The following is a 14590-nucleotide window of genomic DNA, read 5'->3' as shown; positions in this document are numbered from 1 at the left end:
TAAAATGGTTGATTTTATAACGGAAGATGATTTAGAATTGCGTATTATGGAAGAATTTGAAGATTTAGGTTATTCACTTTTGAATGCTTACACAAAAACAAATTCTTCTCTTAAGGACGGAACACATCGACAGACAAAAAAACAAGTTGTTTTACCTGATGTTCTTTTAGAATACGCTCGTAAACTAAATCCTTCAATTCCAGATGCACTCATTGTTGGGGAAGTACAAGCAATTATCAAGGATGATTCTTTGAATTCTAGGTTATTAAAAGATAAAAATTATGAGTATTATCAATCTTTAATCAACGGTGTCAATATAAAATTCTCTCTTAATGATGAGGAACAGATTGAAACATTAAAGCTAATTGATTTTGAGCATCCTGAAAATAATTATTTTATTGCCGCTCGACAAGTTTGGATTGCTGGTGAGATTGGGTACCGTCGACCGGATATTATCGTGTATATCAATGGACTTCCTTTAGTTTGGATTGAGTTAAAGAAACCAAGTGAAAATGTCCAATTAGGGTATTCAAAAAATCTGATGGATCAGAAAAAGGATATTCCGCAATTATTTTTCTTCAATCAATTATGTATTATTTCAAATGGACATATCACCAAGGCTGGCAGCTATAATTCGACTTTCTCTCATTATTTTGAATGGCTTAAAATTGAGGATGAAAAAGAAGTGATTGATCGAACAAAAATTCATGATGAAGAGCTGTCCATTCAATATTTACTGAAAGGACTTATGCCAAAAGCGAAAGTTTTAGATTATATTGAAAACTTTATTTTGTATCTAAATAAAGATACGAAAATCGTTGCGAAAAATCATCAGTTTTTAGGTGTCAATCATGCGATTGAAGCTTTTGAGAATCGAGAAGCTAGAAATGGGAAATTAGGGGTATTTTGGCATACACAAGGTAGTGGAAAAAGCTTTTCCATGGTGATGTATGTTCGGAAAATCAGACGGAAATTTGCAGGAAACTATACCTTTTTACTTGTGACAGATCGCAATGATCTAGATTCGCAGTTAATCAAAAATTTTGTGCGAACAGGTGTGGTTGAAGATACCAACATGGTTAAACCAAAAAGTGGCTTGCAACTTAGAAAATTACTTAAAAGTAACATCTCGATGATTTTCACTACGATACAAAAATTTAGATACGATAAATACAAAGAGTTTCCTCTGCTTTCTGAACGTAAAGATATTATTGTGATTGTAGATGAAGCGCATCGAACCCAATATAAAAATTTAGCTGAAAACATGCGTAAAGGCATACCAAATGCACAATATATTGCTTTTACAGGAACGCCATTGTTAGGTAGTAAACAATTAACCTATGATTATTTTGGAAATCCAGTGAGTGAATATACGTTTAATGATTCCATTAATGATGGTGCCACAGTTCCTTTGTTCTATACCAAAAAAGTTCCTACAGTTAATTTAAATAATGATCTATTAAATGATGAATTTTTGGATATTATTGATAAAGAAGAATTAACAGAAGAAGAACGAAAGAAATTAGAGAATAAATACCGTAGTTCTTTAAACGTAATGAAACGAGACGACCGGTTAGATGAAGTTGCTCAATACATCGTGAAGCACTTTCCAAAAAGAGGTTTTTTAGGAAAAGGGATGGTCATTTCAGTCGATAAATATGCGACAGTTATGATGTATAACAAAGTGCAAGAGCATTGGAAAAAAAGAATACGAGCCATTAATTCTGAGTTACAACGAGCACAATCTCAAGAAGAGAAAGAAGCTTTAGTAAAAGAGAAAACATTCATGAATAGCGTCGAAATGGCTGTTGTGGTAAGCGAAGAAAGCGGAGAAGAAGAAAAGTTTGAACGGTTTGGCTTAGATATTATGCAACTTAGAAAAAGATATCATCAAGTGGATGACGAAGGTCGTGATATTGAAGAACAATTCAAAGATCCAGATCATCCGTTACAGTTGGTTTTTGTAACCGCTATGTGGCTAACTGGCTTTGATGCGCCTTCGGTTTCAACGCTTTATTTAGATAAACCAATGAAGAGCCACACATTAATGCAAGCCATTGCCCGTGCGAATCGTGTTTATTCAGATGATAAACGTGGGATTAAGATCAATGGCTTGATTGTAGATCATGTGAATATTTTCCATTATATGAAAAAAGCCCTGAAAGACTACGGCGGTTCTCATCATGAGGCTGAATTAGACTTGCCAGTAAAACAAGTAGATGAGCTGGTTGAGATGCTTGTCTTAACTCAGGAAGAAATTATTCATTTTTGTACATCCTTAAATATTGATTTAATGGAAATAGTAAATACTGAAGATGTATTTTCAAAAACTTGTAAGATAAAATCTGCAGTTAATGTTGTTCTAGCAACAGATGAACAAAAAGCGCAATTTATTATTTATACGAATTTATTAAAGAATATTTATGATGCTTCTTGTCCTGAAATTTTCCAATATGATTGGGATAATCGTATCTTTAAGCTAGTTCAATACATGTCAAAACTGATGGGGAATTTGATTCAAAATGAAAGAATTGAAGATGCACAAGTGAAAGTTGAAGGGTTATTGGATGTGAGTGTGGATTCAGAGAATTTATTTTATATCAAAGAAGATTCAGATGTTGATTATGATAATAAAACAATCTCGCTTTCAGAGTTAGATGTGGAATCCCTGATTGCAAAAATTCAGAAATCAGAATATGTAAACATTGAATTGGTTGAGTTGAGAAACTTTATCGAACAAAAATTAGAAGCAATGCTAAATAAGAATGAAACAAGAGTTTCTTTTGCTCAAAGGTACGAAAAATTAGTTCAAGGATATAATGCGGGTGCTACAGCAAATGAGAATTATTTTGAAGAGTTAAAGAAATTTGTAAAAGATTTGAAAAAAGAAGATGCACGTGCGTCAACAGAACATCTTTCCGAAGAAGAATTGGTTTTATATGATTTACTCTTGAAAGAAAAACTAACAAAAGAAGAAGAAAAGCAAGTGAAATCAGCAGCCACTCAATTGTATCATTCGTTGATGAAAGAAAACGGAAAATTTTTGAGTGTCGACTGGTTTAAAGATGAACAGCCAAAACAACGAGTGAAAAATAAAATAGAAACAGTACTTGATAAAGCCCTACCAGATTCATACGATAAAGAAGTTTTTCAAAATAAGACAGAAACAATTTTCCAATTTATCTTGAATAGAGCTGTGTCAGGTAGAGGATATGTTGGAAACTTATAAAATAAGAATAGTATTGGAATGAATTATCAAATTTCAATACTATTTTTGTATAGAAATTTTGATTCAACCTATGAAGGAGGTTTGGAAATGGAGTCCCAAATTCGGGATTATTTAGCAGAAAATTTAAACTTTTTATCGGATGAACTAAGTTTAATTGGAAAAGAATACTTATTACCCAATAATGATGGGACAAAAGGATATGTAGATTTACTAGCTAAAGATAAGCAAGGGAACTACGTGATTATTGAAATAAAAAGAAGTAATCAAGCTGCACGACAAGCGTTACACGAAATTTTCAAATATTCAGCTTTATTAAAAAGAAATCTATATATTAAGCAAAGCGAAATTAGAGTTATCTTAATTTCTACAACTTGGGATGAATTATTGGTTCCTTTTTCTCAATTTGTATTAGAGACTGATTTACTAGTTGAAGGTTATGAGATCGAAGTCAATAATAATTTCATACCAATAGCTAAAAGAAAGATAAAACCACTACCTAATCCTATTCAAAGAAAAATATCAAGAATTCAACATATTTTTCTCTATGAATCCAAACGTTGTATAGATGATGAATTATCAATAATAGGTTATCTTTTAGAACAAGTGGGTATTAAGGAATATATTTTATTAAATCTAAATTATCAAGGCACAAATAATCAGGTTATCTATCCAAAAGGAATATATCTAGCTTTCCAAAAAGTACCAATTAGTAATTATATAGAATTTTGTAAAAAGCAGAGTAAACATGACTTAATAGATTATGAAAATTTATATGAAAAATTATTAGAAATAGAGCAATATTGTGATGGAGAAGAATTACAGGGAGAGATAGAACAAGCAATATTAGGGGAGGTAATCAACCGATCATATTGTGATACATCTGAGATTGGCTATCCAGAGAAATTTTTGAATATGTTGAATTCTGATTGGAAGATTGAGCATCATGTTTGTGGAGGATCTTTTGCTAAAGACCATTTATATACAGTAAATAAAATAGTTCAAGATACAGCAGGGTTAAACGATACAAACTATGTTTTCTTTTATGATTACGCCAATTCTAACTATTTGGCAAAACTGAAAGAGGTGTTTAGCACTGCAAAGAATGCTTTTTACGGTAATAAAATTTGGAAGCAACATTTTACTTGTATTTTTAATGAATTAGAAGAGAACTACGACAACTATACGATTTTTGTTTCTATGACAAATCCTGAAAGTATATTGGAATGTATAATATATGGAATAGAACCTACATATGAAATTATGATAGATCATAAAGATTATGAATCAGCGCAAATATATCGAGGAAATATAGAATATAATTTTAAAGAAATATCTTTAAAAGACATTTTATTGCAGCATTTTAATAATGACCCCATGATGTTGTTTATTGTACTAAATTATGGAGAATTATATATGCAAGAAATGGATATAATGAAAGATATCGGACTAAAATATGTTAGTAAGAGATATGACATTTCTGATGATAAAACAGAATGTTATGATGTACGTATTTCAGAATATGGAGAGATATTTTATACTCCTTGTGAAGAAAAAATACTCTTTCAGGATTATTTGAACTACGATCAATTTTTAGTTTCAGATTTAAAAGAACTTTTTTCAAGTTATATTGTAAAATTATGAATAAGTAGATTGTTTGTCTTTAGATTATTTCTAGTCTATAAAATGAAAAGATGAAAACAAGACCTTAATTTAAGTTTAAAAACTAAAATAGGGCTTGTTTTCTTTTTGATAGAGATGTTCCTAAATAGTGCGTGTATGTTTACATTTTCCCTCTCTGAACCATCCTCGCTACAATCTCCTCACTCTCCTTCAATACCCCCTCAAAATCCCCAGAAAAAACCTGATACAACTGCTGACAAGAATAATACCGCATCCGCATATCTTTCTTATTCCTCGTAACCTTCCCATCAAAAAACTCATCCAAATAAACCAACGACTTCTGCCAAGACCTTAGCTTGATCAACTCACTCCGCACATCCAAAATATCCTGATAAGGTACCGCCTTCAAATTCTGTTCTTTACTCATCACTACACATCCATTCCTATTTTTTTTTGAAAAACCAACAGGAAAATAAAAAACGATCAGACCTATCTGTGCCTCATCGTGTGCAATAGTTCGCCAAAGAACACATGAAATCGCCAAAAAGATGAAAGAATCCAGCAAAGAGACTAGTAAAATCAATCAAAATTAAGTACAATAAAACATGCGAGTACTTCGGTACGCGCTATCGGCAACTCGATTATGCAGTTACTGCTGCTTATTCGGGGCCTTGCAACGTGATGCCAGTCAGGTTGTAAGGTGCCGTTTTTTATTTTTCTATTTTTAAACCTGTACATCGTTACGTTTCATTATCACCACCATCGACAAAAATCAGACCTAGAATAGAAACAAAAAAGGCATTGGCGCAATGTCCAATACCTGAATAAGTCAATAGTACCTTAAAGAAACCTAGTAATCCTTTCTAGTTGTAGCTCAAAAAAGAGACACAACAAAAAAACTAGTGATTCATTTACTATTGGCATACTTGCGTAGACATTTACTGATGTTTTCAAGACCATTTCCGTTCGGTGCCAGCCAAACAAAAAGGTGCCAAGGATTAAATTGTCATAAAGTTGAGTGATGTTCTGAATCAGGACTTACTCAGCTTTTTTATTTCCATTCTATACACTAAGTATAAATAAATCAACAACGAGAATCAAGGCGAACAGAGAAAAAAGGGAATGAAAATTTCGAATTCGTTAGGAAAATTTGATAGATAAAAGTATAAGTATTACGTTAAAAGATATTAGTAACATAGTAAATTAGGGATTAATCGTCTAGCTTTCAAAGGATAACTAAACTAATCCAAAACAATATCAGCAACTTCTTTATCAATCTGATTTGCTAAATCATGGTAGCCAGAAAAACGAAGGAACTCAATCCATGTCTCTATTTTGGGTTGGGGAGACTTATCTATTTTTGTTTGAGCAAGTGCGGCATTGATTGAAGCAAGACATTTTTCAAATAACCTGTTTGTATTTTCACATAATTTAATAGCTAGTCTGCTATATTTTAAAGATTCTCTATTTAAATCTAATTTTAACAGATAATCGCTCATATTAATCAAGGTCAAAATTAAAACTTCTTTTGTCATTACTGATTGAGTTTTTTGGCAATTCATAATGAGGGAAGATGAAAGGGTTATAGCAGTATCAACATCATAAACAAATAAAGAGTTATTAAGTAAATTTATTTCATAATAGCCCCAATCGTTACAAGCGGTTAGGTATTCTTTTAGCGGTGCAAATCTCTCAGGATTACATATTTTTCCGTGTTTCCGATATTCAATAATGGCTTCACAAAGAATTTGAGCATGTATTATTCTAGAAGAGGGGTTATTACTTTTTTTAATGTAAGAATTTATTTTTTTTTGAACCATTTTTAGGTCACGTTCGTTTTGACTATTGTTTGCTTGCATTAGTTTTTTTAAAAGCGATTCTTCTTCAAAAAAAATACTTTGGTTTAAAAGTTCTTCAAACTCCATTAAACTGACATTTAATTTTCTAAGTAACAAAATAAATTTATCGTAAGAGCAATAGTAGTTACTGTTCTCTAATTCTGAAAGGTGACTTCTTGAGATGATACCAGTAGCTAATGATTCTTGAGTCATATTCTTGCTATTACGTATTTTTTTTAGTAATGGTCCAATTTCCATAATTATTCTCCTTATGATTTGAATTATCCTACTCTCTAATAGTTATATTTTACGTCATGTAACACCTTGAATCAAATGGAAAAATAAGCGACTAGTTTTTTATGAAATGTCGGTATGAGGTACATTTTCTATAATTTAGGTTTTTCAAAATTATAATAGACCAATAAGGAGGTGTTGACTATGCAAATTATTGGGCTATTAATATGGTTAATAAATTTTTAAAAGGAGAAGTAACAATGATGAAAGCAAAAATTGAAGCTAACACATATCAAAAATTTATTTCAGAAATACAAGATTTTTATCCTAAGAAAACGTTCGGCTATTTTTTTTCAAAAGAAGATGAAGAAATTGCAACTGATTATTATATTTTTAGTGAAGACTCAAGAAAAGAAGAAAATGTGATGGAGAGGTTTAATAAATTTGGTAAATATTATGAAAATAATCTCAATGCCGGTTTTCTGTCATCAATTCAAGAAAGTGTAGCTATTGAAAAATACATCATTAAAAATAAATTGAAAAAAATTGGTGTTTTCCATACTCATTTAAGACATCCACCGATTTTCACAAAAGTAGATGCAGAATTTCATCCAAGCGAAAATTTTTGGCATTTGATTATTAGTTTAAGAAATGCCCAAAAACCAACAATAAAGATCTTTGAGATTCTTAGCAATGTTAACTTTAATGAGATACCTGTTATTCTATGTGATCAATCAAGAAACATAGTATCGATAAAAGGATATGGACGACAAAAAGTATTAAATAGTTCTTTGCTAAAAATGTCAATTAATAATCAAATATCAGATTGTTTCACAATAGAAGATTTTGCAAAATGTGGAGAATTATTCATTTCAAAAACAATGATAACAAATGAACAGTATAAGAGAGTATTCAAAAATCATCAATATAATATTGGGGAAGAAAAATTTCCTGTAGTAAATATTACTTGGTATGAGGCACAGTATTTTTGCGAGGTAACAGATACAGAACTACTTACAAAAGAAGAGTGGGAGTTATATGCTGATGATCAGCTAGATCCATTTGATTATGAGCATCATAATGAAGCTTTTATGAAAGTTGCACTTTATAGTGAAAATTCAAAAAATCAATTACAACAAGTAGCTACTTTAAAGCCAAATCAATACGGTTTGTATGATATGCAAGGTAATGCTTGGGAATGGTGTGCATGTTTTGAATCAAAAACTGAAGTTGCGAATACAAAAGGAGGAAGCTATTTTGCTTTTCCTGAAATGTGTAGAAAAACTGTGGATCAATTGGAAGACAAAGATTATTTTGCAAGAGATTTAGGATTTAGAGTAAAAAGGAGGAATGTATGATGGATATCAATTATCTAGGAAAAAAACAATCATTCAAAATCTCCAATTTGGGGGAAGCGATAAATAATTTGAAAGGCACAGATGAGGATTTCAAAAAAGCATTTTTTGATCAACAAGAAGAGCTGAAATGGAATACAGTATTTGTAGTAAATGAGAATGTAGTTGAAAAAAATCAAATTTTTTCAAAAGAATTGTCAGAAGATTCAGAAGTTATTGTTTTGCTTCAGCTATCTGGTGGATAGATAAACATCGTCTCAAACATAATCTTTTTTGACTATAAAAGAGTTATAGGGAGTTGTATTTATGCGATATGAGCGTCAGTTATTAATGTCCCAAATAGGTGAAACAGGGCAAAAAAGCTTAAAGGAGAGTTCGGTTGCTGTGATAGGTGCCGGAGGGCTAGGTTCACCCATACTATTGTACTTAACCGCTGCGGGCATTGGCAATATCTGTATTATAGATGATGATATTTTAGAAGTCTCAAATTTAAATAGACAAATCATACACAATGAACATAGGCTGGGGGAAGCTAAAGCTCTTTCAGCAGAAAAATCGTTGAATAAACTTAATTCAACTACAAAGATTTTAAGTAATCAGGTCAGATTAACAAAAGAAAATATATTAGAAGTTATTGGCAAGCCAGATTTAATAATCGATGCCGTTGATAATGTTGAAACACGAGTATTACTAAATAAGTTTTCACTTAAATATCACATTCCAATTGTTTTTGGGGCTGTAGAATCAATGACAGGATACCTTTTATATGTCGACCCTAACAAAGCAAACACGCCTTGCTACGAATGCCTTTTTCCAAAAGACCAGAAAACAACTCAAAAAAAAGTCCCCATCATAGGGTGTACAGCTGGTGTTGTAGGGTCATGGCAAGCTTCAGAGGCTATAAAGATCTTGACAGGGCAAAAAATGAATACTGAATTAATTTACATTAATCTTGAAAATAATCAGATTCAAAAAATTGCAGTTCAGCAGAGGAAAAATTGCATGTGTAATCAATATAGACATCAAGATAACCAAGAGATATGAATAGGAGACTACTATGGAAAAAGAATATCAAATGACTGATAGGGAACAGGTTGAAAGTTTGATTTATCCGTGTTATGAACGAACACTATACCATATTTTTAAGCGAAATATGAAACTTAAAAAATTCAATTGGTTGATGGCTGATCGTTTTTTCGAGTTTGATTACACGGAAAAAAATGAGCCCATTCTAGCCACGCATAATGGTTTAAAAGAAATTCAAGATAAGTTGGAAGAAACACTAGTTATAAAACCATCAGAGTTAGAAACAACCTTGGATGAATTTTTAAATCAGTCTTATTATGCGCATAGTATGCTTGAAACAATACGTCCTGACAGTAGTAAGTACTTTACAAGTAACTTAATAGAATCAATTGATCAAAGCACCGTTTTTATAACTAAAACAAATGAAACAATGAAAGAAACTAAAGTACCTATTTCTGTTCCAGAATTATTAGAAAAATTTCCTGTTTCTGATTCGGGAGAAATCACACTAAGTTTTATAAAGGTTCCAACTGAATTCGTACAGACAATTGAAGAGAGTAACCAACCGTTTAGTCATATTATGAACGAGCAATATGGATATACAGTAGAAAAAAATACCATTTTTAATTCTGGTGAAAAAGTAATCTGTGATGATCAAAGCTTATGGACTTTATATGATTATTTTCTTTCAGAAAAAGAAGCCGTTCTTTCAGGTGAGATGTCTAAAAAGACGCAACTGCGAATGTATAAGCATTTAGCAAACAAAATCGAGCCAATAACAACTGCATGGCAAGAGATAGCAGAGTATTATGAACCAAATGCTGAAATATTGAATACAATCAACAAAATCAATCAAGATTTAGAAACGTTGCTAAAGTGGTTTAGTTTGCTCTATAATCGTCCGAAAACTCACTTTTTGGAGAAATATCTACTCCAATACCAACAACTTGTTTCAGATTATAAAGAGTTTCAAAATCAAGCTTATCAACTGACCATAAAATTATTAATGGAGGAAAAATAGATATGAATATAGAGAAATTATTATCGGGTTTGGTTGAAGAAAAAGTCATTAATGATATCATCGGAAATATTGAACAGTTTGAATATGTGCCGATTAAGAACCTTGGGGTAGATTCTTTAGCATTAATGGAGCTTGTATTAAGAATTGAAGAACAAGCAGGAATTGAGATTGATTTTGATGAATTTGAAGTGGATTCAGTTTCCACACTAAATAAAATTAGTCATTTTTTCAATCAAAGTGAGGAATTAAAATGATCAATAGAAAAAAAAATGTTATTCTGATTTTTTCTGAAGATACTAGTACTCAATATTTATATGAAGCAGCAAAAAAAATAGGCTATCAACCAATTTTTATTTATCTCTCGGAAAAAGATATTGATTCTTCATATCCGTATCTTGTTTTAGATATTTTCGATAGTGATACACAAAATATTGTTAACATTATTGAAAATCAATATGGGGAAATTTTTGGTATTGTTTCTTGCATAGAGCAATTGACCAATAAAGTTGCTTTGATTGCAGAAGCAATGAATATTAATGTGAATAATACGAGTACTTATATGACACTGAGAGACAAAACGTTGATGAAATCTACATGGTTACAAAAAAATGTAAAGACACCTCAAATGTTTTTTGGAAAAACTATTGATGAGTTAACGTCTTTAACGCTTGAGTTTCCACTGATTGTGAAACCAGTATTTGGTGCAGGGAGTGCAGGCGTAAAAATCGTGAGTACAGAAGTTGAATTAATAAATCAAATCAAAAAAATTATTCGTTTTAATAAAACAGTTCTCAATAAAGAGGCTGCTCAAACTAGCGGCTATCTTATTGAAGAGTATATCAATGGAAGAGAATATTCCGTTGATACAATTTGGATAAATGGTGAACCAATTATTGATGGTATTATGTCGAAAGGAACACCTGTAGGACCAAACTTTCCAGATAGACTGTACTTTACAGAAGTAGATTTAGATCAAAAAATTAAATCTGATATTCTAAGTGAAGCTCATAGCGCAGCTAAAGCATGTCAGATAGAAAATGGTGCGACACATACCGAATTAAGACTAGACGAGAAAAATCAACCGTACGTAATTGAAGCAGCTTTAAGACCAGGAGCTGGAGGATCTTTTTATCAAATTTTTGAAAAGACGTCGGGGGAGCCTTACTATGAAATGTTACTAAAATCTTATATTCCTCAGGAAATTATGCGTATCAAAAAATACCGAAGAGAATGGAAACCTATGGAAAACCTTTTTTGGTACAATGTCAGTTATAAAGGACAAGGTAAAATTAAAGAGATTAAGGTGGGGGAGAAATTAAAACATGAGGCGATTGACAAGATTTTTCTTAGAAAAAGAGCTGGTGATTATATTGCTGCCGAGGGAGAGTCATTTTCTTATTTAGCTTGGATAACAGGTTGTTTCCCAAGAGATATGCCTAAAAAACAGTATTTTGAATTTTTGGAAGAGTTTGAAAAAGATATCCAACTTAGCTTTTATTAAAAAGGTGGTATAGGAATGACTAGAAGAAAGTATTATAATGATCCACAATTTTTATTACCAATGGGAATGCTTATTTCGAATATTGGTAATGGAATGTATGTATTAGCAGTGGGAATGATTTTATATAATCAAACAGGGAAAACATCGTCGTTTGCTTTAATCCTTGTCCTAGAAGCAGTGTTGGCTTTTTTGACGCAGTCTTTTGCTAGTATTGCAGCTGATAATGGGCGAGCAAAATCAGCTGCTGTTATTTCCGAGATATTAAGAGGAATAATTATTGTAATAGCAGGCTTTTTTTCAATGCTAGGAATAACATCGTCATTAGTCTTTGCCGCAACATTATTGAGTTTACTAAGACCCTTTTATAGAACTTCAATTTTTACAATAGGCCCTTTGATAGCGCATGATTCTGATTTAGCTAAATACAATGCAAGAACGTCAACCTACCAGCAAATAGGTCAATTTATGGGTGCAGGATTTGCAGGAATTATTATTGCGATTTTTTCACCATATGTAGCTATTTTCATTAATGGTATATCTTATTTTTGTTCAGCTTTTTTCGTGAAAATTTCATATATACCCAATCAACAAGAAGAGTCTATTTTAGAATTTTTTAACAATTTTAAACTATTTTCTCCTAAGAACGTTTTACATGATTGGAAAGAAATGATTCTTCATTTAGCTAAGCATAGAATTATCCTTTTTATTGCCCTCATTGGTACGATTGATTTTGTTATTGTTTCTTTTATTAATTTAACATATGCACCGTTGCTATCTTTTATAAATGTAGGAAGTAGTTGGTTATCCATTTGGGACTCTTTATTTGCTATCGGAGCAATAATTGGGGTTAATCTATTTGGACGAAACGAAAAGATTCATCATACGTTTTATATAGCATTAATTGCTTTATCTATTGAAGGTATAGCGATTGGCTTACTAGTTATTGATCAGAAATATATTATTTGTGTTGCAATGTTATTGCTAGGAATTACTAATGCTATATCAGTATCTATGTTTAGCTTTACATTACAAATGAAAAGCAAACAGGAGTTTATGGGAAGAGTATCTGGTATTCGTCAAATGTTGATTTCATTTTCAACTACGATGTTAATACCAGTACTATCTACGACTATTAATATGAACTTTAAAAAGGGGATCATGCTTATGACAACAATTATTATTATTTGTGTGCTTGTTGCTTCATTTCTCTTACGATCTATTATTTTTAAAAAAAAGGGAGTCAATGATGTTGATTAAAGAAATTGAGTCTACAGTTAAACGTTTCCCAGATAAAGCAGCTCTTGTTGATGGAGAGATAGTAATAACTTATAGAAATTTATTAAATTCAAGCAGAGGAATAGCTGAATTAATTACTAATACTCAATACAATAAAATTGTTACTTTTACTTGTGGATTGCTGTTTGATCACGAGGTAACAAGTATTATTGCAATGATCGGCTGTCTATATGCCGAATGTACATATATACCTATTGAAAAAGGCGATCCAATTGCAAAAATTGAAAAGATAATTTTAACTGCAAATCTTGATATGATTCTAACAAACCAACTAAGTGAAGAAAATACAAACTATTTTAATAAAATCTTTCCCAAACTAATAATTGTAGATCTTGCCACTTTTGATTTATTTAAAAATCATGATATATCTTTTAAAAAAAGCTTAAACTGTGAAGAGGTTTATCGATTACCTACTTCGGGATCAACAGGTCATCCTAAGTATGTTTGCCAAACTTCTTTTGCAGTTGATTATTATGTTAAAGAATATATTAAAAATTTGCACATTACTGCAAATGACCGCCTAACACTATTTTCAACTCTTAGTCATGATGCTTCTGTTGTAGATATCTATACTTCACTTTATTCTGGGGCAACTCTATATTTGTGTGATTTAAAAAATATGAAAAATATAATGTTATTAGATAGATGGCTCAAAAAAAATAAAATTACTATCTGGCATAGTGTCCCTACTTTCTTTAGATATTTTTTAAGAATCCACCAGAAAAAAAATCAATTAAATCATTTAAAAGTTTTTGTTTTGGGTGGAGAAGCTGTTTTGAAACATGACTATTTAAAAGCTGCTGAATTGTTCCCAGCAAAACCAATATATGCTTTATATGGACAAACAGAGTCTTCTTACTGCTCTGGTCAATATCTGACTCATGTAGATCAGGTAGGATGTTTGGGTATTGCAAATAGATGTTTGGATTATAGACTAAAATTAGAAAATGGTGAAATATATCCTGTTGAGAATTATCATACAAAAGGTAAAATAGGTGAGCTTGTATTGGATTACAAAATACCTGTAGTTGGGAGTTACTTTAAAAATAATCAAAGAGCAGAACCAAAAAGTATATATAGTACTGGTGATATCATTGAAGTAAGGGAAGCTGGTCTTTATTATATTGAACGAAAGGATACACAAGTAAAAGTTCGAGGCCATCGAGTACAGCTGGCTGAGATTGAATCGGCAATTTTGTCTTTTTTTCCAAATATAAAAGAGGTAATTGTTATTCAATCTAAAAGATCTTCCGGTGAACCTAAGATTATTGCTTGTATTGAAAGTACTATAGAATATAATTGCGTTGATATCAATGAAAAATTGAATAAAGTATTATCGTCCTATATGTTATTGGATGGTGTTTACTTATTTGATTATGGAGAACTTCCTAAAAAAAACACTGGTAAACTTGATCGGAAAAAGGTATCCAAAATAATTTGCAACTTAAAAAATGATGTAGTATGACGCTA

The 14590-nt window shown here is 31.3% G+C and carries 12 protein-coding genes; 10 read left to right on the top strand and 2 right to left on the bottom strand.

Going from position 1 to position 14590, the window contains the following annotated elements:
- The first annotated feature begins 4 nt into the window (after positions 1-4).
- Complete coding sequence (locus tag ATZ35_RS15325) at positions 5-3229, top strand: type I restriction endonuclease subunit R (RefSeq protein WP_208928001.1); 3225 nt, start codon at positions 5-7, stop codon at positions 3227-3229.
- An 87-nt stretch (positions 3230-3316) separates the two neighbouring features.
- Positions 3317-4870: an endonuclease NucS domain-containing protein gene (locus tag ATZ35_RS15320; RefSeq protein ID WP_208928000.1), complete on the top strand. Its 1554-nt coding sequence runs from the start codon at positions 3317-3319 to the stop codon at positions 4868-4870.
- Between the two features lie 139 nt (positions 4871-5009).
- Here ATZ35_RS15320 and ATZ35_RS15315 read toward each other — a convergent pair whose 3' ends face one another.
- Both ATZ35_RS15315 and ATZ35_RS15310 read right to left on the bottom strand, forming a co-directional pair.
- The gene (locus ATZ35_RS15315) at positions 5010-5276 is read right to left on the bottom strand and encodes a hypothetical protein (RefSeq protein WP_208927999.1); all 267 of its coding nucleotides are present in this window, start codon (positions 5274-5276) and stop codon (positions 5010-5012) included.
- 814 nt (positions 5277-6090) lie between these two features.
- On the bottom strand, positions 6091-6945 hold the full coding sequence (locus ATZ35_RS15310) for a helix-turn-helix domain-containing protein (RefSeq protein ID WP_010763377.1): 855 nt from the start codon (positions 6943-6945) through the stop codon (positions 6091-6093).
- 236 nt (positions 6946-7181) lie between these two features.
- On the opposite strand from ATZ35_RS15310, the gene ATZ35_RS15305 reads away from it, so the two are divergent.
- The 8 genes from ATZ35_RS15305 (at position 7182) to ATZ35_RS15270 (ending at position 14585) form a co-directional block, all read left to right on the top strand.
- Positions 7182-8279 (top strand): SUMF1/EgtB/PvdO family nonheme iron enzyme, encoded by a 1098-nt coding sequence (locus ATZ35_RS15305; protein ID WP_208927998.1) that lies wholly within the window; start codon positions 7182-7184, stop codon positions 8277-8279.
- Positions 8276-8521: a hypothetical protein gene (locus ATZ35_RS15300; protein ID WP_010763379.1), complete on the top strand. Its 246-nt coding sequence runs from the start codon at positions 8276-8278 to the stop codon at positions 8519-8521. The genes ATZ35_RS15305 and ATZ35_RS15300 overlap by 4 nt, the downstream gene beginning before the upstream one ends.
- A 61-nt stretch (positions 8522-8582) precedes the next feature.
- Positions 8583-9320 carry a HesA/MoeB/ThiF family protein gene (locus ATZ35_RS15295; protein ID WP_010763380.1) on the top strand — a complete coding sequence of 246 codons (738 nt, stop codon included), beginning with the start codon at positions 8583-8585 and terminating at the stop codon, positions 9318-9320.
- Between the two features lie 13 nt (positions 9321-9333).
- The gene (locus ATZ35_RS15290) at positions 9334-10323 is read left to right on the top strand and encodes a hypothetical protein (RefSeq protein ID WP_208927997.1); all 990 of its coding nucleotides are present in this window, start codon (positions 9334-9336) and stop codon (positions 10321-10323) included.
- A 2-nt stretch (positions 10324-10325) separates the two neighbouring features.
- On the top strand, positions 10326-10577 hold the full coding sequence (locus ATZ35_RS15285; RefSeq protein ID WP_010763382.1) for an acyl carrier protein: 252 nt from the start codon (positions 10326-10328) through the stop codon (positions 10575-10577).
- Positions 10574-11824, top strand: coding sequence for an ATP-grasp domain-containing protein (locus ATZ35_RS15280; protein ID WP_010763383.1), 1251 nt, complete (start codon positions 10574-10576; stop codon positions 11822-11824). Before ATZ35_RS15285 ends, ATZ35_RS15280 begins: the two co-directional genes overlap by 4 nt.
- 15 nt (positions 11825-11839) lie before the next feature.
- The gene (locus tag ATZ35_RS15275) at positions 11840-13081 is read left to right on the top strand and encodes an MFS transporter (RefSeq protein WP_010763384.1); all 1242 of its coding nucleotides are present in this window, start codon (positions 11840-11842) and stop codon (positions 13079-13081) included.
- Positions 13068-14585, top strand: a complete 1518-nt coding sequence (locus ATZ35_RS15270; RefSeq protein ID WP_081631827.1) for an AMP-binding protein — start codon at positions 13068-13070, stop codon at positions 14583-14585. The genes ATZ35_RS15275 and ATZ35_RS15270 overlap by 14 nt, the downstream gene beginning before the upstream one ends.
- Positions 14586-14590 lie beyond the last annotated feature (5 nt).

The organism is Enterococcus rotai (assembly GCF_001465345.1).
GTDB classification, from domain to species: Bacteria; Bacillota; Bacilli; order Lactobacillales; family Enterococcaceae; genus Enterococcus_L; species Enterococcus_L rotai.
This window is presented reverse-complemented; position numbering and strand designations above follow the sequence as displayed.

Bases quoted from the DNA above. Each gene is read 5' to 3' on its own strand.
- ATZ35_RS15290 (WP_208927997.1), top strand. From the start codon at position 9,334: ATGGAAAAAGAATATCAAATGACTGATAGGGAACAGGTTGAAAGTTTG.
- ATZ35_RS15295 (WP_010763380.1), top strand. From the start codon at position 8,583: ATGCGATATGAGCGTCAGTTATTAATGTCCCAAATAGGTGAAACAGGG.
- ATZ35_RS15305 (WP_208927998.1), top strand. From the start codon at position 7,182: ATGATGAAAGCAAAAATTGAAGCTAACACATATCAAAAATTTATTTCA.
- ATZ35_RS15275 (WP_010763384.1), top strand. From the start codon at position 11,840: ATGACTAGAAGAAAGTATTATAATGATCCACAATTTTTATTACCAATG.
- ATZ35_RS15300 (WP_010763379.1), top strand. From the start codon at position 8,276: ATGATGGATATCAATTATCTAGGAAAAAAACAATCATTCAAAATCTCC.
- ATZ35_RS15310 (WP_010763377.1), bottom strand. From the start codon at position 6,945: ATGGAAATTGGACCATTACTAAAAAAAATACGTAATAGCAAGAATATG.
- ATZ35_RS15270 (WP_081631827.1), top strand. From the start codon at position 13,068: ATGATGTTGATTAAAGAAATTGAGTCTACAGTTAAACGTTTCCCAGAT.
- ATZ35_RS15325 (WP_208928001.1), top strand. From the start codon at position 5: ATGGTTGATTTTATAACGGAAGATGATTTAGAATTGCGTATTATGGAA.
- ATZ35_RS15280 (WP_010763383.1), top strand. From the start codon at position 10,574: ATGATCAATAGAAAAAAAAATGTTATTCTGATTTTTTCTGAAGATACT.
- ATZ35_RS15320 (WP_208928000.1), top strand. From the start codon at position 3,317: ATGGAGTCCCAAATTCGGGATTATTTAGCAGAAAATTTAAACTTTTTA.
- ATZ35_RS15285 (WP_010763382.1), top strand. From the start codon at position 10,326: ATGAATATAGAGAAATTATTATCGGGTTTGGTTGAAGAAAAAGTCATT.
- ATZ35_RS15315 (WP_208927999.1), bottom strand. From the start codon at position 5,276: ATGAGTAAAGAACAGAATTTGAAGGCGGTACCTTATCAGGATATTTTG.